General features: G+C 58.0%; 9 protein-coding genes and 4 tRNA genes. All 13 read left to right on the top strand.

Annotated features, from left to right (window positions below; all coding sequences use genetic code 11):
• The first annotated feature begins 166 nt into the window (after positions 1-166).
• The 13 genes from M0D69_RS21280 (at position 167) to rpoC (ending at position 14,131) form a co-directional block, all read left to right on the top strand.
• A tRNA-Tyr gene (locus M0D69_RS21280) sits at positions 167-252 on the top strand.
• A 36-nt stretch (positions 253-288) separates the two neighbouring features.
• Positions 289-362: transfer RNA gene (locus M0D69_RS21275), tRNA-Gly, on the top strand.
• Between the two features lie 12 nt (positions 363-374).
• Positions 375-449: transfer RNA gene (locus tag M0D69_RS21270), tRNA-Thr, on the top strand.
• A gap of 66 nt (positions 450-515) precedes the next feature.
• Positions 516-1,706, top strand: coding sequence for an elongation factor Tu (gene tuf / locus M0D69_RS21265; RefSeq protein ID WP_062093238.1), 1,191 nt, complete (start codon positions 516-518; stop codon positions 1,704-1,706).
• 75 nt (positions 1,707-1,781) lie between these two features.
• Positions 1,782-1,857, top strand: a tRNA-Trp gene (locus tag M0D69_RS21260).
• Between the two features lie 34 nt (positions 1,858-1,891).
• Positions 1,892-2,272, top strand: a complete 381-nt coding sequence (secE, locus tag M0D69_RS21255) for a preprotein translocase subunit SecE (RefSeq protein WP_047845327.1) — start codon at positions 1,892-1,894, stop codon at positions 2,270-2,272.
• A gap of 1 nt (position 2,273) precedes the next feature.
• The gene (gene nusG, locus M0D69_RS21250) at positions 2,274-2,831 is read left to right on the top strand and encodes a transcription termination/antitermination protein NusG (RefSeq protein WP_047845328.1); all 558 of its coding nucleotides are present in this window, start codon (positions 2,274-2,276) and stop codon (positions 2,829-2,831) included.
• Between the two features lie 156 nt (positions 2,832-2,987).
• Entirely contained in the window at positions 2,988-3,419 is a 432-nt protein-coding gene (gene rplK, locus M0D69_RS21245; RefSeq protein ID WP_031361595.1) for a 50S ribosomal protein L11, read from the top strand.
• The gene (gene rplA / locus M0D69_RS21240) at positions 3,420-4,115 is read left to right on the top strand and encodes a 50S ribosomal protein L1 (RefSeq protein WP_301783883.1); all 696 of its coding nucleotides are present in this window, start codon (positions 3,420-3,422) and stop codon (positions 4,113-4,115) included. It abuts the gene before it with no gap.
• Positions 4,116-4,414: 299 nt separating this feature from the next.
• A complete protein-coding gene (gene rplJ / locus M0D69_RS21235) occupies positions 4,415-4,945 on the top strand; it encodes a 50S ribosomal protein L10 (protein ID WP_301783882.1) in 531 nt (176 codons plus the stop codon).
• A 75-nt stretch (positions 4,946-5,020) separates the two neighbouring features.
• Entirely contained in the window at positions 5,021-5,389 is a 369-nt protein-coding gene (gene rplL / locus M0D69_RS21230; protein WP_062092985.1) for a 50S ribosomal protein L7/L12, read from the top strand.
• Between the two features lie 366 nt (positions 5,390-5,755).
• Positions 5,756-9,862: a DNA-directed RNA polymerase subunit beta gene (gene rpoB, locus M0D69_RS21225; protein WP_301783881.1), complete on the top strand. Its 4,107-nt coding sequence runs from the start codon at positions 5,756-5,758 to the stop codon at positions 9,860-9,862.
• A 21-nt stretch (positions 9,863-9,883) separates the two neighbouring features.
• Positions 9,884-14,131 carry a DNA-directed RNA polymerase subunit beta' gene (gene rpoC, locus M0D69_RS21220; RefSeq protein WP_047845332.1) on the top strand — a complete coding sequence of 1,416 codons (4,248 nt, stop codon included), beginning with the start codon at positions 9,884-9,886 and terminating at the stop codon, positions 14,129-14,131.
• Positions 14,132-14,282 lie beyond the last annotated feature (151 nt).

Genomic DNA, 14,282 nt, shown 5'->3' with positions numbered 1-14,282 from the left:
TCTGCTCACAAGCCGCTTTCGAGCACTTGCCAGCTAACAAAAACCCCACCCAAAAGGTGGGGTTTTTGCGTTTCTGAACACCTATATGTGAGAGGCATCGATTATGCAGGACCCGCTGAAGGCTTGACACAACAGCGATGTTCCCCCATAATCGTCAGTTCTCTGCGGAGGGGTGCCCGAGTGGCTAAAGGGGGCAGACTGTAAATCTGTTGGCTTACGCCTACGCTGGTTCGAATCCAGCCTCCTCCACCAGAACATGTAGCAAGCGTCGGGAATCGTTAGACCCAAGCGGGTGTAGCTCAATGGTAGAGCAGAAGCCTTCCAAGCTTATGACGAGGGTTCGATTCCCTTCACCCGCTCCAGCATCAAGGTCCGCCCATGTGGCTCAGTGGTAGAGCACTCCCTTGGTAAGGGAGAGGTCAGCAGTTCGATCCTGCTCATGGGCACCAGCAACACTAGTCCACACTGTTTGCGCGCGGCGCAAGGTACGGAAAAATTCCTGTTAGGAGTCGAAAATGGCAAAAGGTAAATTCGAACGGACCAAGCCGCACGTCAACGTAGGCACGATTGGTCACGTCGACCATGGCAAGACCACGCTGACGGCAGCAATCGCGACGGTGTTGTCGAAGAAGTTTGGCGGCGAAGCGAAGGCGTATGACCAGATCGACGCGGCGCCGGAAGAAAAGGCGCGTGGTATCACGATCAACACGGCCCACGTCGAGTACGAAACGGCCGCGCGTCACTACGCGCACGTTGACTGCCCGGGCCACGCTGACTATGTGAAGAACATGATTACGGGTGCGGCGCAGATGGACGGCGCGATCCTGGTGTGTTCGGCTGCAGACGGCCCGATGCCGCAAACGCGTGAGCACATCCTGTTGGCTCGCCAGGTTGGTGTGCCGTACATCATCGTGTTCCTGAACAAGTGCGACATGGTGGACGACGCTGAGTTGCTGGAACTGGTTGAAATGGAAGTGCGTGAGCTTCTGTCGAAGTACGATTTCCCGGGCGACGACACGCCGATCATCAAGGGTTCGGCCAAGCTGGCGCTGGAAGGCGACACGGGCGAGCTGGGCGAAGTGGCGATCATGAACCTGGCCGACGCGCTGGATACGTACATCCCGACGCCGGAACGCGCGATTGACGGTTCGTTCCTGATGCCGGTGGAAGACGTGTTCTCGATCTCGGGTCGTGGCACGGTGGTGACGGGCCGTATCGAGCGTGGCGTGGTGAAGGTTGGCGAAGAAATCGAAATCATCGGTATCAAGCCGACGGTGAAGACGACGTGCACGGGCGTGGAAATGTTCCGCAAGCTGCTGGACCAAGGTCAAGCGGGCGACAACGTGGGTATTCTGCTGCGCGGCACGAAGCGTGAAGACGTGGAGCGTGGCCAGGTGTTGGCCAAGCCGGGTTCGATCACGCCGCACACGCACTTCACGGCTGAAGTGTATGTGCTGAGCAAGGACGAAGGCGGCCGTCATACACCGTTCTTCAACAACTATCGCCCGCAGTTCTACTTCCGTACCACGGACGTAACGGGTTCGATCGAGTTGCCGAAGGACAAGGAAATGGTGATGCCGGGCGACAACGTGTCGATCACGGTGAAGCTGATTGCTCCGATCGCCATGGAAGAAGGTCTGCGCTTTGCCATCCGTGAAGGCGGTCGTACCGTCGGCGCCGGTGTCGTTGCCAAGGTTCTCGAGTAAATCGAGCAAAGCCAGAAATTGCTCGATAGTCTGTAGTTTTCGGGGTTGGCGAAGTCGCCGACCCCAAAATGGTTTAGGGGTATAGCTCAACTGGCAGAGCGTCGGTCTCCAAAACCGAAGGTTGGGGGTTCGATTCCCTCTGCCCCTGCCACAATCTTGCGTCTCAGGGCGCTGTTTAAGGTGTTATGGCGAATCCTTCCGTCGAAACTGTAAATACTTCCGGCGACAAGTTGATGTTGACCGCGGGCGTATTGTTGGTATTGGCCGGGTTCGTAGGTTTCTTCTGGCTGAGTGGCCAGGAGTGGTACGTTCGCGGCGCCGCGCTTGCTGTCGGTTTGATCGCGGGTGTTGCGGTCGGTCTTCTCTCCGCACCGGGAAAGGGTTTTATCGCCTTTGCCAAAGATTCGTACAAAGAAGTCCGCAAGGTGGTGTGGCCGACGCGTAAGGAAGCCACGCAAACCACGCTGGTGGTCTTCGCGTTTGTACTGATCATGGCGATCTTCTTGTGGCTTAGCGATAAGTCGATCGAGTGGGTGATATTCTCGGTAATTCTGGGTTGGAGATGATATGAGCGAAGCACCAGCATCACCGAGCGGAAAACGTTGGTATGTCGTGCACGCCTACTCCGGTATGGAGAAAAGTGTGCAACGTGCGCTTCAAGAGCGTATCGACCGTGCTGGCATGCAGGATCAGTTTGGCCAAATCCTCGTCCCGACCGAAGAGGTCGTGGAAGTGAAGGGCGGTCATAAATCTGTGACTGAGCGTCGTTTCTTTCCGGGCTATGTGCTCGTTGAAATGGAAATGACGGATGAAACCTGGCACCTGGTAAAAAATACCGCCAAGGTGACGGGCTTTGTCGGCGGGGCGCGCAATCGTCCGAGCCCGATCTCTCCGCGTGAAGTGGAAAAGATCATGTCGCAGATGCAGGAAGGCGTGGAAAAACCGCGCCCGAAAACCCTGTTCGAGGTGGGCGAGATGGTTCGGGTCAAGGAAGGCCCGTTCACAGACTTCAACGGCAACGTCGAAGAAGTGAATTACGAAAAGTCGCGGGTCCGTGTATCTGTCACCATTTTCGGACGCTCGACGCCAGTTGAACTGGAATTCGGTCAGGTCGAAAAGGTTTAAAAGCATTCGTTTTTCGCCGCGCTCGAAGTGTCAACTTCGTAGCGCGGTTCGCGCTTACAGTCCGCGTTATGGCTGTTGAGGAGCGTCAGTAGCCGTTTTTGGCGAGAGCGCGTTATCACTCACCGAACGCTAACGCGTTCTGCAGAGGTTTTCAACATGGCAAAGAAAATCATCGGCTTTATCAAACTGCAGATTCCTGCAGGTAAAGCCAATCCGTCACCGCCGGTTGGTCCGGCACTGGGCCAGCGCGGCCTGAACATCATGGAGTTCTGCAAGGCGTTTAACGCGCAGACTCAAGCGATGGAGCCGGGTCTGCCGGTGCCGGTGGTTATTACGGCATTCGCGGACAAGAGCTTCACGTTCATCATGAAGACGCCGCCGGCTACCGTTCTGATCAAGAAGGCAGCGGGTATCGCGAAGGGTTCACCGAAGCCTAACGCCGACAAGGTCGGTAACATCACGCGCGCTCAGGCTGAAGAAATCGCAAAGACGAAGATGCCTGATCTGACGGCCGCGAATCTGGATGCGGCGGTTCGTACGATCGCCGGCAGCGCCCGTTCGATGGGCATCACCGTGGAGGGCGTGTAAATGGCTAAGCTTTCTAAGCGTCTTCAAGCGTTGGCCGCCAAGGTCGACCGTATGAAGCTGTATCCCGTAGACGACGCTCTTTCGATTGTCAAAGAGTGCGCAAGCGCCAAGTTCGATGAATCGATTGACGTGGCTGTGCAGCTCGGCATCGATGCAAAGAAGTCCGACCAAGTGGTTCGCGGCTCGGTCGTGTTGCCCGCAGGCACCGGCAAGTCGGTTCGCGTTGCTGTGTTTGCGCAAGGCGAAAAGGCTGAGCAGGCTCGTGCAGCCGGCGCTGAAATTGTCGGCATGGAAGACCTGGCTGAGCAAGTCAAGGCCGGTAACCTGAACTTTGACGTCGTGATCGCTTCACCGGATACGATGCGCGTTGTCGGTACGCTTGGTCAGATTCTTGGCCCGCGCGGCCTGATGCCTAACCCGAAGGTCGGTACCGTCACCGCTGACGTTGCGCAAGCTGTTCGCAACGCCAAGGCTGGTCAGGTGCAGTTCCGCGTCGACAAGGGCGGGATCATCCACGCAACCATCGGCCGTGCTTCGTTCGAGCCGGCGTCGTTGCGTCAGAATTTGTCGGCATTGGTGGAAGCCCTTCAAAAGGCCAAGCCGGCGACCAGCAAGGGCGTGTATCTGCGCAAGATCGCATTGTCGAGCACCATGGGTGTCGGCGTGCGTGTCGATCACGCTACGCTCTCGCAGTAAAGAATCATGCGTCGGTTTACGCGATCTCGCGTGAACCAACGTTAAGGGCTTTGGGCGGTTGCAAGCTGCAGTTCGGCGAGCAACCGGTTGTCAAAGACCGTTGGCGGAAGCGCAGCAGTTGGGCGTGACCTTAATGTAAGCCAACGCAGATGGCGAACCCGGAACAGTTTTGGTGTGGTTGAAGTCGGTTGTCACGCGCCGTGAGGTGCGCACCAGCCGGTCGAAATACTCCTGACAGGTCGGACGCCGTTGTTGAACGCGGTGCGCTAAGTTGGCGCATCGAATCTGGAGGTTTAACCGTGCCACTGAACAAAGAAGACAAGCAGGCAGTTGTCGCTGAAGTCGCCGCGCAAGTCGCGAAGGCTCAGACGATGGTGCTCGCTGAGTATCGTGGAATTGCGGTTGGCGATCTGACCAAGCTGCGCGCAAAGGCTCGCGAGCAACAAGTGTATCTCCGCGTGTTGAAAAACACGTTGGCGCGTCGCGCCGTGGAAGGTACGCCGTTCGCTCCGCTGGCCGAGCAGATGACTGGTCCTTTGATCTACGGCATCTCGGAAGATGCAATTGCTGCTGCCAAGGTCGTTAATGACTTCGGCAAAACCAATGACAAGTTGATCATCAAGGCCGGTTCCTACGAAGGCAACGTGATGGACAAGGCGGCTGTGCAAGCACTCGCCAACATCCCGAGCCGCGAAGAACTGCTCTCCAAGTTGTTGTACGTCATGCAAGCCCCTGTTGCTGGCTTCGCGCGCGCCCTGGCCGCGCTCGCCGCGCAAAAGGGTGGCGGCGCTGAAGCTCCGGCTGAAGCGCAACCGGAAGTTGCTGCTTAACGTATCGCGCTTGGTTGCCTGGTTAGGCTTACAAGATCGCTGGCTGTATCCGAATTCAATTTAGGAGTATCTCAAATGGCAATCGCAAAAGATGACATCCTCGAAGCAGTAAGCTCGATGTCGGTTCTGGAATTGAACGAGCTGGTCAAGGCGTTCGAAGAGAAGTTTGGCGTGTCGGCTGCAGCAGTTGCTGTTGCTGGCCCTGCTGGTGCCGCTGCTGTCGTTGAAGAGCAGACCGAGTTCACGGTGAACCTGGTCGAAATCGGCGCAAACAAGGTGTCGGTGATTAAGGCTGTTCGCGAACTGACGGGTCTCGGCTTGAAGGAAGCGAAGGACCTGGTTGACGGTGCACCGAAGCCTGTTAAGGAATCGGTACCGAAGGCTGCTGCTGAAGAAGCGAAGAAGAAGTTGGAAGAAGCAGGCGCGAAGGCTGAAATCAAGTAAGTTTCACTGCGCTTTGCTAAGGCTGGCGGTCTATGACCGCCGGCCTTTTTCTGCTTTGTGGGGACAATGTTTTGAGTCGCCGGTTTCGGCAACAATAACCTCACAGAAGCCAAAGAAAAACATCGGCGGGACGATTTTGCCGATTCTTTTCTTTGTCTTCTGAAGCGACTGCAGAAGGCAAGTTTGGTCGGGTAGCGGGAAACATAGGCATCCGCTGCCGTCAGCCAGCGGTTGGTAGCGGCCAACCACCAAGCTTCTAGGCTCGTCGTCCCTCCCCGGGCGTATGACGAGTCTCAGTCGGTGAACACCGGGTCGTGTCATCGAGGTATCCCGCCTCGGCAACGCCCGCCGTGATTCGGAGATCGTATGCAATATTCCTTCACCGAGAAGAAGCGTATTCGCAAGAGTTTCGCGAAACGCCCCATCGTTCACCAGGTTCCCTTCTTGCTGGCAACCCAGCTTGAATCATTCAGCACATTTCTGCAAGCCGAGACCATCGGGACTCAGCGTAAGGCAGAAGGACTGCAAGCAGCATTTTCGTCGGTGTTCCCGATCGTTTCGCACAACGGGTTTGCGCGCCTCGAATTCGTCAGCTACATGCTCTCGCCGCCGGCATTCAACATCAAGGAATGTCAGCAGCGTGGCCTGACGTACTGTTCCGCCTTGCGTGCCAAGGTGCGCCTGGTGCTGCTCGACAAGGAATCGCCGAGCAAGCCGGTCGTCAAGGAAGTGAAGGAACAGGAAGTCTACATGGGCGAAATGCCGCTCATGACGCCGACCGGTTCGTTCGTCATCAACGGCACGGAACGCGTGATCGTGTCCCAGTTGCATCGTTCGCCTGGCGTGTTCTTCGAGCACGACAAGGGCAAGACGCACAGCTCGGGCAAGTTGCTTTTTTCGGCTCGTATCATCCCTTACCGTGGCTCGTGGCTCGACTTCGAATTCGATCCGAAGGACGTGCTGTATTTCCGCGTCGACCGTCGCCGGAAAATGCCGGTGACGATCCTGCTGAAGGCCATCGGCCTGACGCCGGAACAGATCCTCGCGAACTTCTTCGTATTCGATAACTTCGCTCTGATGGGTGAAGGCGCGCAAATGGAATTCGTGCCGGAGCGTCTGCGCGGTGAAGTCGCGCGCTTTGACATCCAGGATCGCGAGAACAACGTCATCGTCCAGAAGGACAAGCGGATCAACGCGAAGCATATTCGCGATCTCGAAGCCGCGAAGACGAAGTTCATCTCGGTGCCGGAAGACTATTTGCTCGGCCGCGTGCTGGCGAAGAATGTCGTGGACGGCGAAACGGGCGAAGTGATTGCCAACGCCAATGACGAGATCACGGAAACCGTGCTCGAGAAGCTGCGCGAATCGAAGGTCAAGGACATCCAGACGCTCTACACGAACGATCTGGACCAGGGTCCGTACATTTCGTCGACGCTGCGTATCGACGAAACCGCTGATCGCATGGCTGCACGTATCGCGATTTATCGCATGATGCGTCCGGGCGAACCGCCGACGGAAGAAGCCGTTGAAGCGCTGTTCAATCGCCTGTTCTACAGCGAAGACGCATACGACCTGTCGAAGGTGGGTCGTATGAAGTTCAATCGCCGCGTGGGCCGCGACGAGATCACCGGCTTGATGACGCTGCAGGACGACGACATCCTCGCGACCATCAAGATTTTGGTCGAGCTGCGTAACGGCAAGGGCGAAGTCGACGACATCGATCACCTGGGTAATCGCCGTGTGCGTTGTGTGGGTGAGTTGGCTGAGAACCAGTTCCGCGCGGGCCTCGTGCGCGTGGAACGGGCTGTGAAGGAACGTCTGGGACAGGCTGAAAGTGAAAACCTGATGCCGCACGACCTGATCAACTCGAAGCCGATTTCGTCCGCGATTCGCGAGTTCTTCGGTTCGTCGCAGTTGTCGCAGTTTATGGACCAGACGAACCCGCTGTCGGAAATCACTCACAAGCGCCGGGTTTCGGCTCTTGGACCGGGCGGTTTGACGCGTGAACGAGCAGGCTTTGAAGTCCGCGACGTGCATCCGACCCACTACGGCCGCGTGTGCCCGATTGAAACGCCGGAAGGTCCGAACATCGGCCTGATCAACTCGCTGGCGCTGTACGCGCACTTGAACGAATACGGTTTCCTCGAGACGCCGTATCGGAAAGTAGTGGACGGCAAGGTGACCGATCAGATCGATTATCTGTCCGCGATTGAAGAAGGCCGCTACGTGATCGCTCAGGCGAACGCGTCGCTGGGCGAAGGCGGCACGCTGACCGATGAACTCGTTTCGTCGCGTGAAGCGGGCGAAACGCTGATGGTCACGCCGGACCGCATCCAGTACATGGACGTGGCGCCGTCGCAGATCGTCTCCGTGGCTGCTTCGCTGATTCCGTTCCTTGAACACGATGACGCGAACCGCGCATTGATGGGCTCGAACATGCAGCGTCAGGCTGTGCCGTGTCTGCGTCCGGAAAAGGCGGTGGTCGGTACGGGTATTGAGCGTACGGTTGCGGTCGACTCGGGTACGACGGTTCAGGCGGAACGCGGCGGTATCGTGGATTACGTCGATGCTGGCCGTATCGTGATTCGCGTGAACGACGATGAAGCGGTCGCCGGCGAAGTCGGTGTCGACATCTACAACCTGATCAAGTACACGCGTTCGAACCAGAACACGAACATCAACCAGCGTCCGATCGTAAAGGTCGGCGACAAGGTCGGTCGTGGCGACGTGGTGGCTGACGGTGCATCGACCGATCTGGGCGAGCTCGCGCTTGGCCAGAACATGCTGGTCGCGTTCATGCCGTGGAACGGTTACAACTTCGAAGATTCGATCTTGATCTCGGAGAAGGTCGTTGCTGAAGACCGTTACACGTCGATTCACATCGAAGAACTGAATGTGGTCGCACGCGACACGAAGCTCGGACCGGAAGAAATCACGCGCGACATCTCGAACCTGGCTGAAGTGCAACTCGGCCGTCTCGATGAGTCGGGCATTGTGTACATCGGTGCTGAGGTCGAAGCGGGCGACGTGCTGGTCGGTAAGGTCACGCCGAAGGGCGAAACCCAACTGACGCCGGAAGAAAAGCTGCTGCGCGCGATCTTCGGTGAGAAGGCGTCGGACGTGAAGGATACGTCGCTGCGCGTGCCGTCGGGCATGAGCGGCACGGTGATCGACGTGCAAGTGTTCACGCGCGAAGGCATTACGCGTGACAAGCGTGCACAACAGATTATTGATGACGAACTGAAGCGTTATCGCCTGGACTTGAACGACCAGCTGCGCATTGTGGAAGGCGACGCGTTCTCGCGTCTCGCCCGTATGCTCAACGGCAAGGTCGCAAACGGCGGTCCGAAGAAGCTGGCTAAGGGCACGAAGATCGACCTGCCGTACCTGGAAGATCTGGACCACTACCACTGGTTCGACATCCGCCTCGCGGACGAAGAAGCAGCGGCACAGCTCGAAGCCATCAAGGACTCGATCGAACAGAAGCGTCACCAGTTCGATCTGGCGTTCGAAGAAAAGCGCAAGAAGCTCACGCAAGGCGACGAACTGCCGCCGGGCGTGCTGAAGATGGTCAAGGTCTATCTGGCTGTGAAACGTCGCCTGCAACCGGGCGACAAGATGGCCGGCCGTCACGGTAACAAGGGTGTCGTGTCGAAGATCGTGCCGATCGAAGACATGCCGTACATGGCCGATGGCCGTCCGGCCGACGTCGTGCTGAATCCGCTCGGCGTGCCGTCACGGATGAACGTGGGTCAGATTCTCGAAGTGCATCTGGGCTGGGCCGCGAAGGGTCTGGGATGGCGTATCGGCGAAATGCTGCAGCGTCAGACCAAGATTGAAGAGTTGCGTGCTTTCCTGACCAAGATCTACAACGAGTCGGGCCGTAAGGAAGAGCTGGACAACTTCACCGACGACGAAATCGTCGAACTGGCGAAGAACCTGCGCGAAGGTGTTCCTTTCGCAACGCCGGTGTTCGACGGCGCGACGGAAGGTGAAATGGAGCGCGCGCTGGATTTGGCGTTCCCTGACGACATCGCGAAGCAGTTGGGCATGACGAAGTCGAAGAATCAGGTGCAGTTGAGCGACGGCCGCACGGGTGAACCGTTCGAACGGACGGTCACGGTGGGTTACATGCACTACCTGAAACTGCATCACCTGGTCGACGACAAGATGCACGCCCGTTCGACCGGACCGTACTCGCTTGTCACGCAGCAGCCGCTGGGTGGTAAGGCGCAGTTCGGTGGCCAGCGTTTCGGTGAGATGGAAGTGTGGGCGCTCGAAGCATATGGCGCTTCGTACGTGCTGCAAGAAATGCTGACTGTTAAGTCGGATGACGTGGCGGGTCGTACCAAGGTGTATGAAAACCTGGTCAAGGGTGACCACGTGATCGACGCCGGCATGCCTGAGTCGTTCAATGTGTTGGTGAAGGAAATCCGGTCGCTCGGTATCGACATCGACCTGGACCGGAACTAATCGGACTACTGGAGAGACGCAATGAAAGCTCTGCTCGATCTATTCAAGCAAGTCCAACAACCTGAAGTTTTTGACGCGATCAAGATCGGTCTGGCCTCGCCGGACAAGATTCGTTCGTGGTCCTTCGGCGAAGTGAAGAAGCCTGAAACCATCAACTACCGGACGTTCAAGCCGGAACGCGATGGCCTGTTCTGCGCCAAGATTTTTGGCCCGATCAAGGACTATGAGTGCCTGTGCGGCAAGTACAAGCGCCTGAAGCACCGCGGTGTGATCTGCGAAAAGTGCGGCGTTGAAGTCACGCTCGCCAAGGTACGTCGCGAACGGATGGGCCACATTGAACTGGCCTCGCCGGTTGCGCACATCTGGTTTTTGAAGTCGCTGCCGTCGCGTCTGGGCATGGTGCTCGACATGACGCTGCGCGACATCGAACGCGTGCTGTATTTCGAAGCCTATGTGGTGATCGAACCGGGCATGACGCCGCTGAAAGCGCGGCAGATCATGACGGAAGAGGATTACTACAATAAGGTCGAAGAATACGGCGACGAATTCCGTGCCGAAATGGGCGCGGAAGGCGTGCGTGAATTGCTGCGCGCGATCAACATCGACGAACAGGTCGAAGTGCTGCGCACCGAACTCAAGAACACGGGTTCGGAAGCGAAGATCAAGAAGTACGCGAAACGCCTGAAAGTGCTCGAGGCATTCCAGCGTTCGGGCATCAAGCCGGACTGGATGGTGCTGGAAGTGCTGCCGGTGCTGCCGCCGGAACTGCGTCCGCTCGTGCCGCTCGACGGCGGCCGTTTCGCGACGTCGGATTTGAACGACTTGTATCGCCGTGTGATCAACCGTAACAACCGGTTGAAGCGTCTGCTCGAGTTGAAGGCGCCTGAAATCATCGTTCGCAACGAAAAGCGGATGCTGCAGGAAGCGGTCGATTCGCTGCTCGACAACGGTCGTCGCGGCAAGGCAATGACCGGCGCGAACAAGCGTCCGCTGAAGTCGCTCGCTGACATGATCAAGGGTAAGGGCGGTCGTTTCCGTCAGAACTTGCTCGGTAAGCGCGTTGACTATTCGGGTCGTTCGGTGATCGTGGTGGGCCCGACGCTCAAGCTGCATCAGTGCGGTCTGCCGAAGCTGATGGCGCTCGAACTGTTCAAGCCTTTCATCTTCAACAAGCTGGAAGTGATGGGTGTTGCTACCACCATCAAGGCCGCGAAGAAGGAAGTCGAGAACCAGACAGCCGTGGTGTGGGACATCCTGGAAGAAGTGATCCGCGAACATCCGGTGATGCTGAACCGCGCGCCTACGCTTCACCGTCTTGGCATTCAGGCTTTCGAGCCGGTGCTGATCGAAGGTAAGGCAATTCAGCTGCATCCGCTCGTTTGCGCGGCGTTTAACGCCGACTTCGACGGTGACCAGATGGCCGTTCACGTGCCGCTGTCGCTGGAAGCGCAGATGGAAGCGCGCACGCTGATGCTGGCGTCGAACAACGTCTTGTTCCCGGCGAACGGCGATCCGTCGATCGTGCCGTCGCAGGATATCGTGCTGGGTCTTTACTACGCATCGCGTGAAGCGGTGAATGGCAAGGGCGAAGGCATGACGTTCACGGGCGTGTCGGAAGCGATTCGCGCGTACGAGAACAAGGAAGTCGAGCTGGCGTCGCGGGTGAATGTCCGGATTACGGAAAACATTCACAACCCGGACCAGAGCGAAGGCGCACCGAAGTTCGTGCCGAAGATCACGCTGTACGCAACCACCGTTGGCCGCTCGATCCTGTCGGAAATTCTGCCGCCAGGACTGCCGTTCTCGGTGCTGAACCGTCCGCTGAAGAAGAAGGAAATCTCGCGCCTGATCAACACTGCATTCCGCAAGTGCGGTCTGCGCGAAACGGTGATTTTCGCTGACCAGCTGATGCAGATGGGTTTCCGTCTGGCTACGCGCGCCGGTATTTCGATTTGCGTCGACGACATGCTCGTGCCGCCGCAGAAAGAACAGATCGTCGGCGATGCAGCCAAGAAGGTGAAGGAATACGACCGTCAGTACATGTCGGGTCTGGTCACCTCGCAAGAGCGCTACAACAACGTGGTCGACATCTGGTCGGCAACGTCGGAGGCGGTCGGCAAGGCGATGATGGAGCAGTTGGCTACGGAACCCGTGGTCGACCGCGACGGCAATCAGACGAAGCAGGAATCGTTCAACTCGATCTACATGATGGCCGACTCGGGCGCTCGTGGATCCGCTGTTCAGATTCGTCAGCTGGCCGGTATGCGTGGCCTGATGGCGAAGCCGGACGGCTCGATCATCGAGACGCCTATCACGGCGAACTTCCGTGAAGGCCTGAACGTGTTGCAGTACTTCATCTCGACGCACGGTGCACGTAAAGGCTTGGCCGATACGGCGTTGAAGACGGCGAACTCGGGTTACCTGACGCGTCGTCTGGTTGACGTGACGCAGGACTTGGTCGTGGTCGAAGACGATTGCGGCACGACGAACGGCGTTGCCATGAAGGCGTTGGTTGAAGGCGGTGAAGTCGTCGAAGCGTTACGTGACCGGATTCTCGGCCGCGTGACGGTGGCTGACGTCGTCAATCCGGAGACGCAGGAAACGCTGTACGAATCGGGCACGTTGCTCGATGAAGACATGGTCGATGAAATTGAACGCCTGGGTATCGACGAAGTGCGCGTGCGCACGCCGTTGACCTGCGAAACGCGTTACGGCCTGTGCGCTTCGTGCTATGGCCGCGACCTGGGTCGTGGCTCGCGTGTGAACGTGGGCGAAGCGGTGGGTGTGATCGCTGCTCAGTCGATCGGCGAACCGGGCACGCAGCTGACCATGCGTACGTTCCACATCGGTGGCGCGGCGTCGCGTGCGGCTATTGCTTCGTCGGTTGAAGCGAAGTCGAACGGCACGGTGCGGTTCACGGCAACGATGCGTTACGTCACGAATGCGAAGGGCGAACAGATCGTCATCTCGCGTTCGGGCGAGGCGATCATTGCCGACGACCTCGGTCGTGAGCGCGAACGTCACAAAATCCCGTACGGCGCAACGTTGCTGCAACTCGACGGCGCGCAGATCAAGGCCGGTGCACAACTGGCTCAATGGGATCCGCTGACGCGTCCGATCATCACCGAGTGGGGCGGTACGGTGAAGTTCGAAAACGTCGAGGAAGGCGTGACGGTAGCGAAGCAGATCGACGATGTGACGGGCCTTTCAACGCTCGTCGTGATCGACGTGAAGCGTCGCGGTTCGCAAGCGGCGAAGAGCGTTCGTCCGCAAGTGAAGCTGCTCGATGCGCAAGGCGAAGAAGTCAAGATCCCGAACACCGAGCACTCGGTGCAGATCGGCTTCCAGGTTGGCGCGCTGATCACCGTGAAGGACGGTCAGCAAGTGCAGGTCGGTGAAGTGCTGGCACGTATCCCGGTTGAAGCGCAGAAAACGCGTGACATTACCGGTGGTCTGCCGCGCGTGGCCGAACTGTTCGAAGCGCGCTCGCCGAAGGATGCCGGCATCTTGGCGGAAGTCACGGGCACGACGTCGTTTGGTAAGGACACGAAGGGCAAGCAGCGTCTCGTTATTACCGACGTGGAAGGGGAACAGCACGAGTTCCTGATCACGAAGGAAAAGCAGGTGCTGGTGCACGATGGTCAGGTCGTCAACAAGGGCGAAATGATTGTCGACGGCCCGGCCGACCCGCACGACATCCTGCGTTTGCAGGGTATCGAAGCGCTGGCTCGCTACATCGTGGACGAAGTGCAGGACGTGTACCGTCTGCAGGGCGTGAAGATCAACGACAAGCACATCGAAGTGATCGTGCGTCAGATGTTGCGCCGCGTGCAGATCGTCGACAACGGCGATACGCGTTTCATCATGGGCGAACAGGTTGAGCGTTCGGACATGCTGGACGAGAACGACCGGATGGCCGCGGAAGACAAGATCCCCGCGACCTACGAGAACGTGCTGCTGGGTATTACGAAGGCATCGCTCTCGACCGATTCGTTCATCTCGGCAGCTTCGTTCCAGGAAACGACGCGCGTGTTGACCGAAGCGGCAATCATGGGCAAGCGCGACGATTTGCGCGGTCTGAAGGAAAACGTGATCGTCGGCCGTCTGATTCCGGCCGGTACGGGTCTCGCGTTCCACAAGGCACGCAAGAGCCGCGAGTTGTCGGATCGTCAACGGTTCGACCAGATTGCAGCGGAAGAATCGTTCGATTTCGGTACGCCCGAAACCGCACCTGCAGCACCCGCGGAACAGCAGCATCCGGCGGAGTAAGTTCTGGAGTTCGGGTCTTTTTACAGGTCCGGGCTTTTACGACTGATCTGCTAGTACGAGAAGCCGCCCGGTTTATACCGGGCGGTTTTTTTTTGCTCTATCGATTGGCTAACGTTGAGTCATGCGGCCGTCTTGGGGCCGTGTCGTTGGT

The sequence above is a fragment of the Caballeronia sp. SEWSISQ10-4 2 genome (genome assembly GCF_030464885.1).
In the GTDB taxonomy this organism is placed as follows: domain Bacteria; phylum Pseudomonadota; class Gammaproteobacteria; order Burkholderiales; family Burkholderiaceae; genus Caballeronia.
The sequence above is the reverse complement of the archived record's forward strand: the minus strand, read 5'-3'. Positions and strand labels throughout refer to the sequence as shown.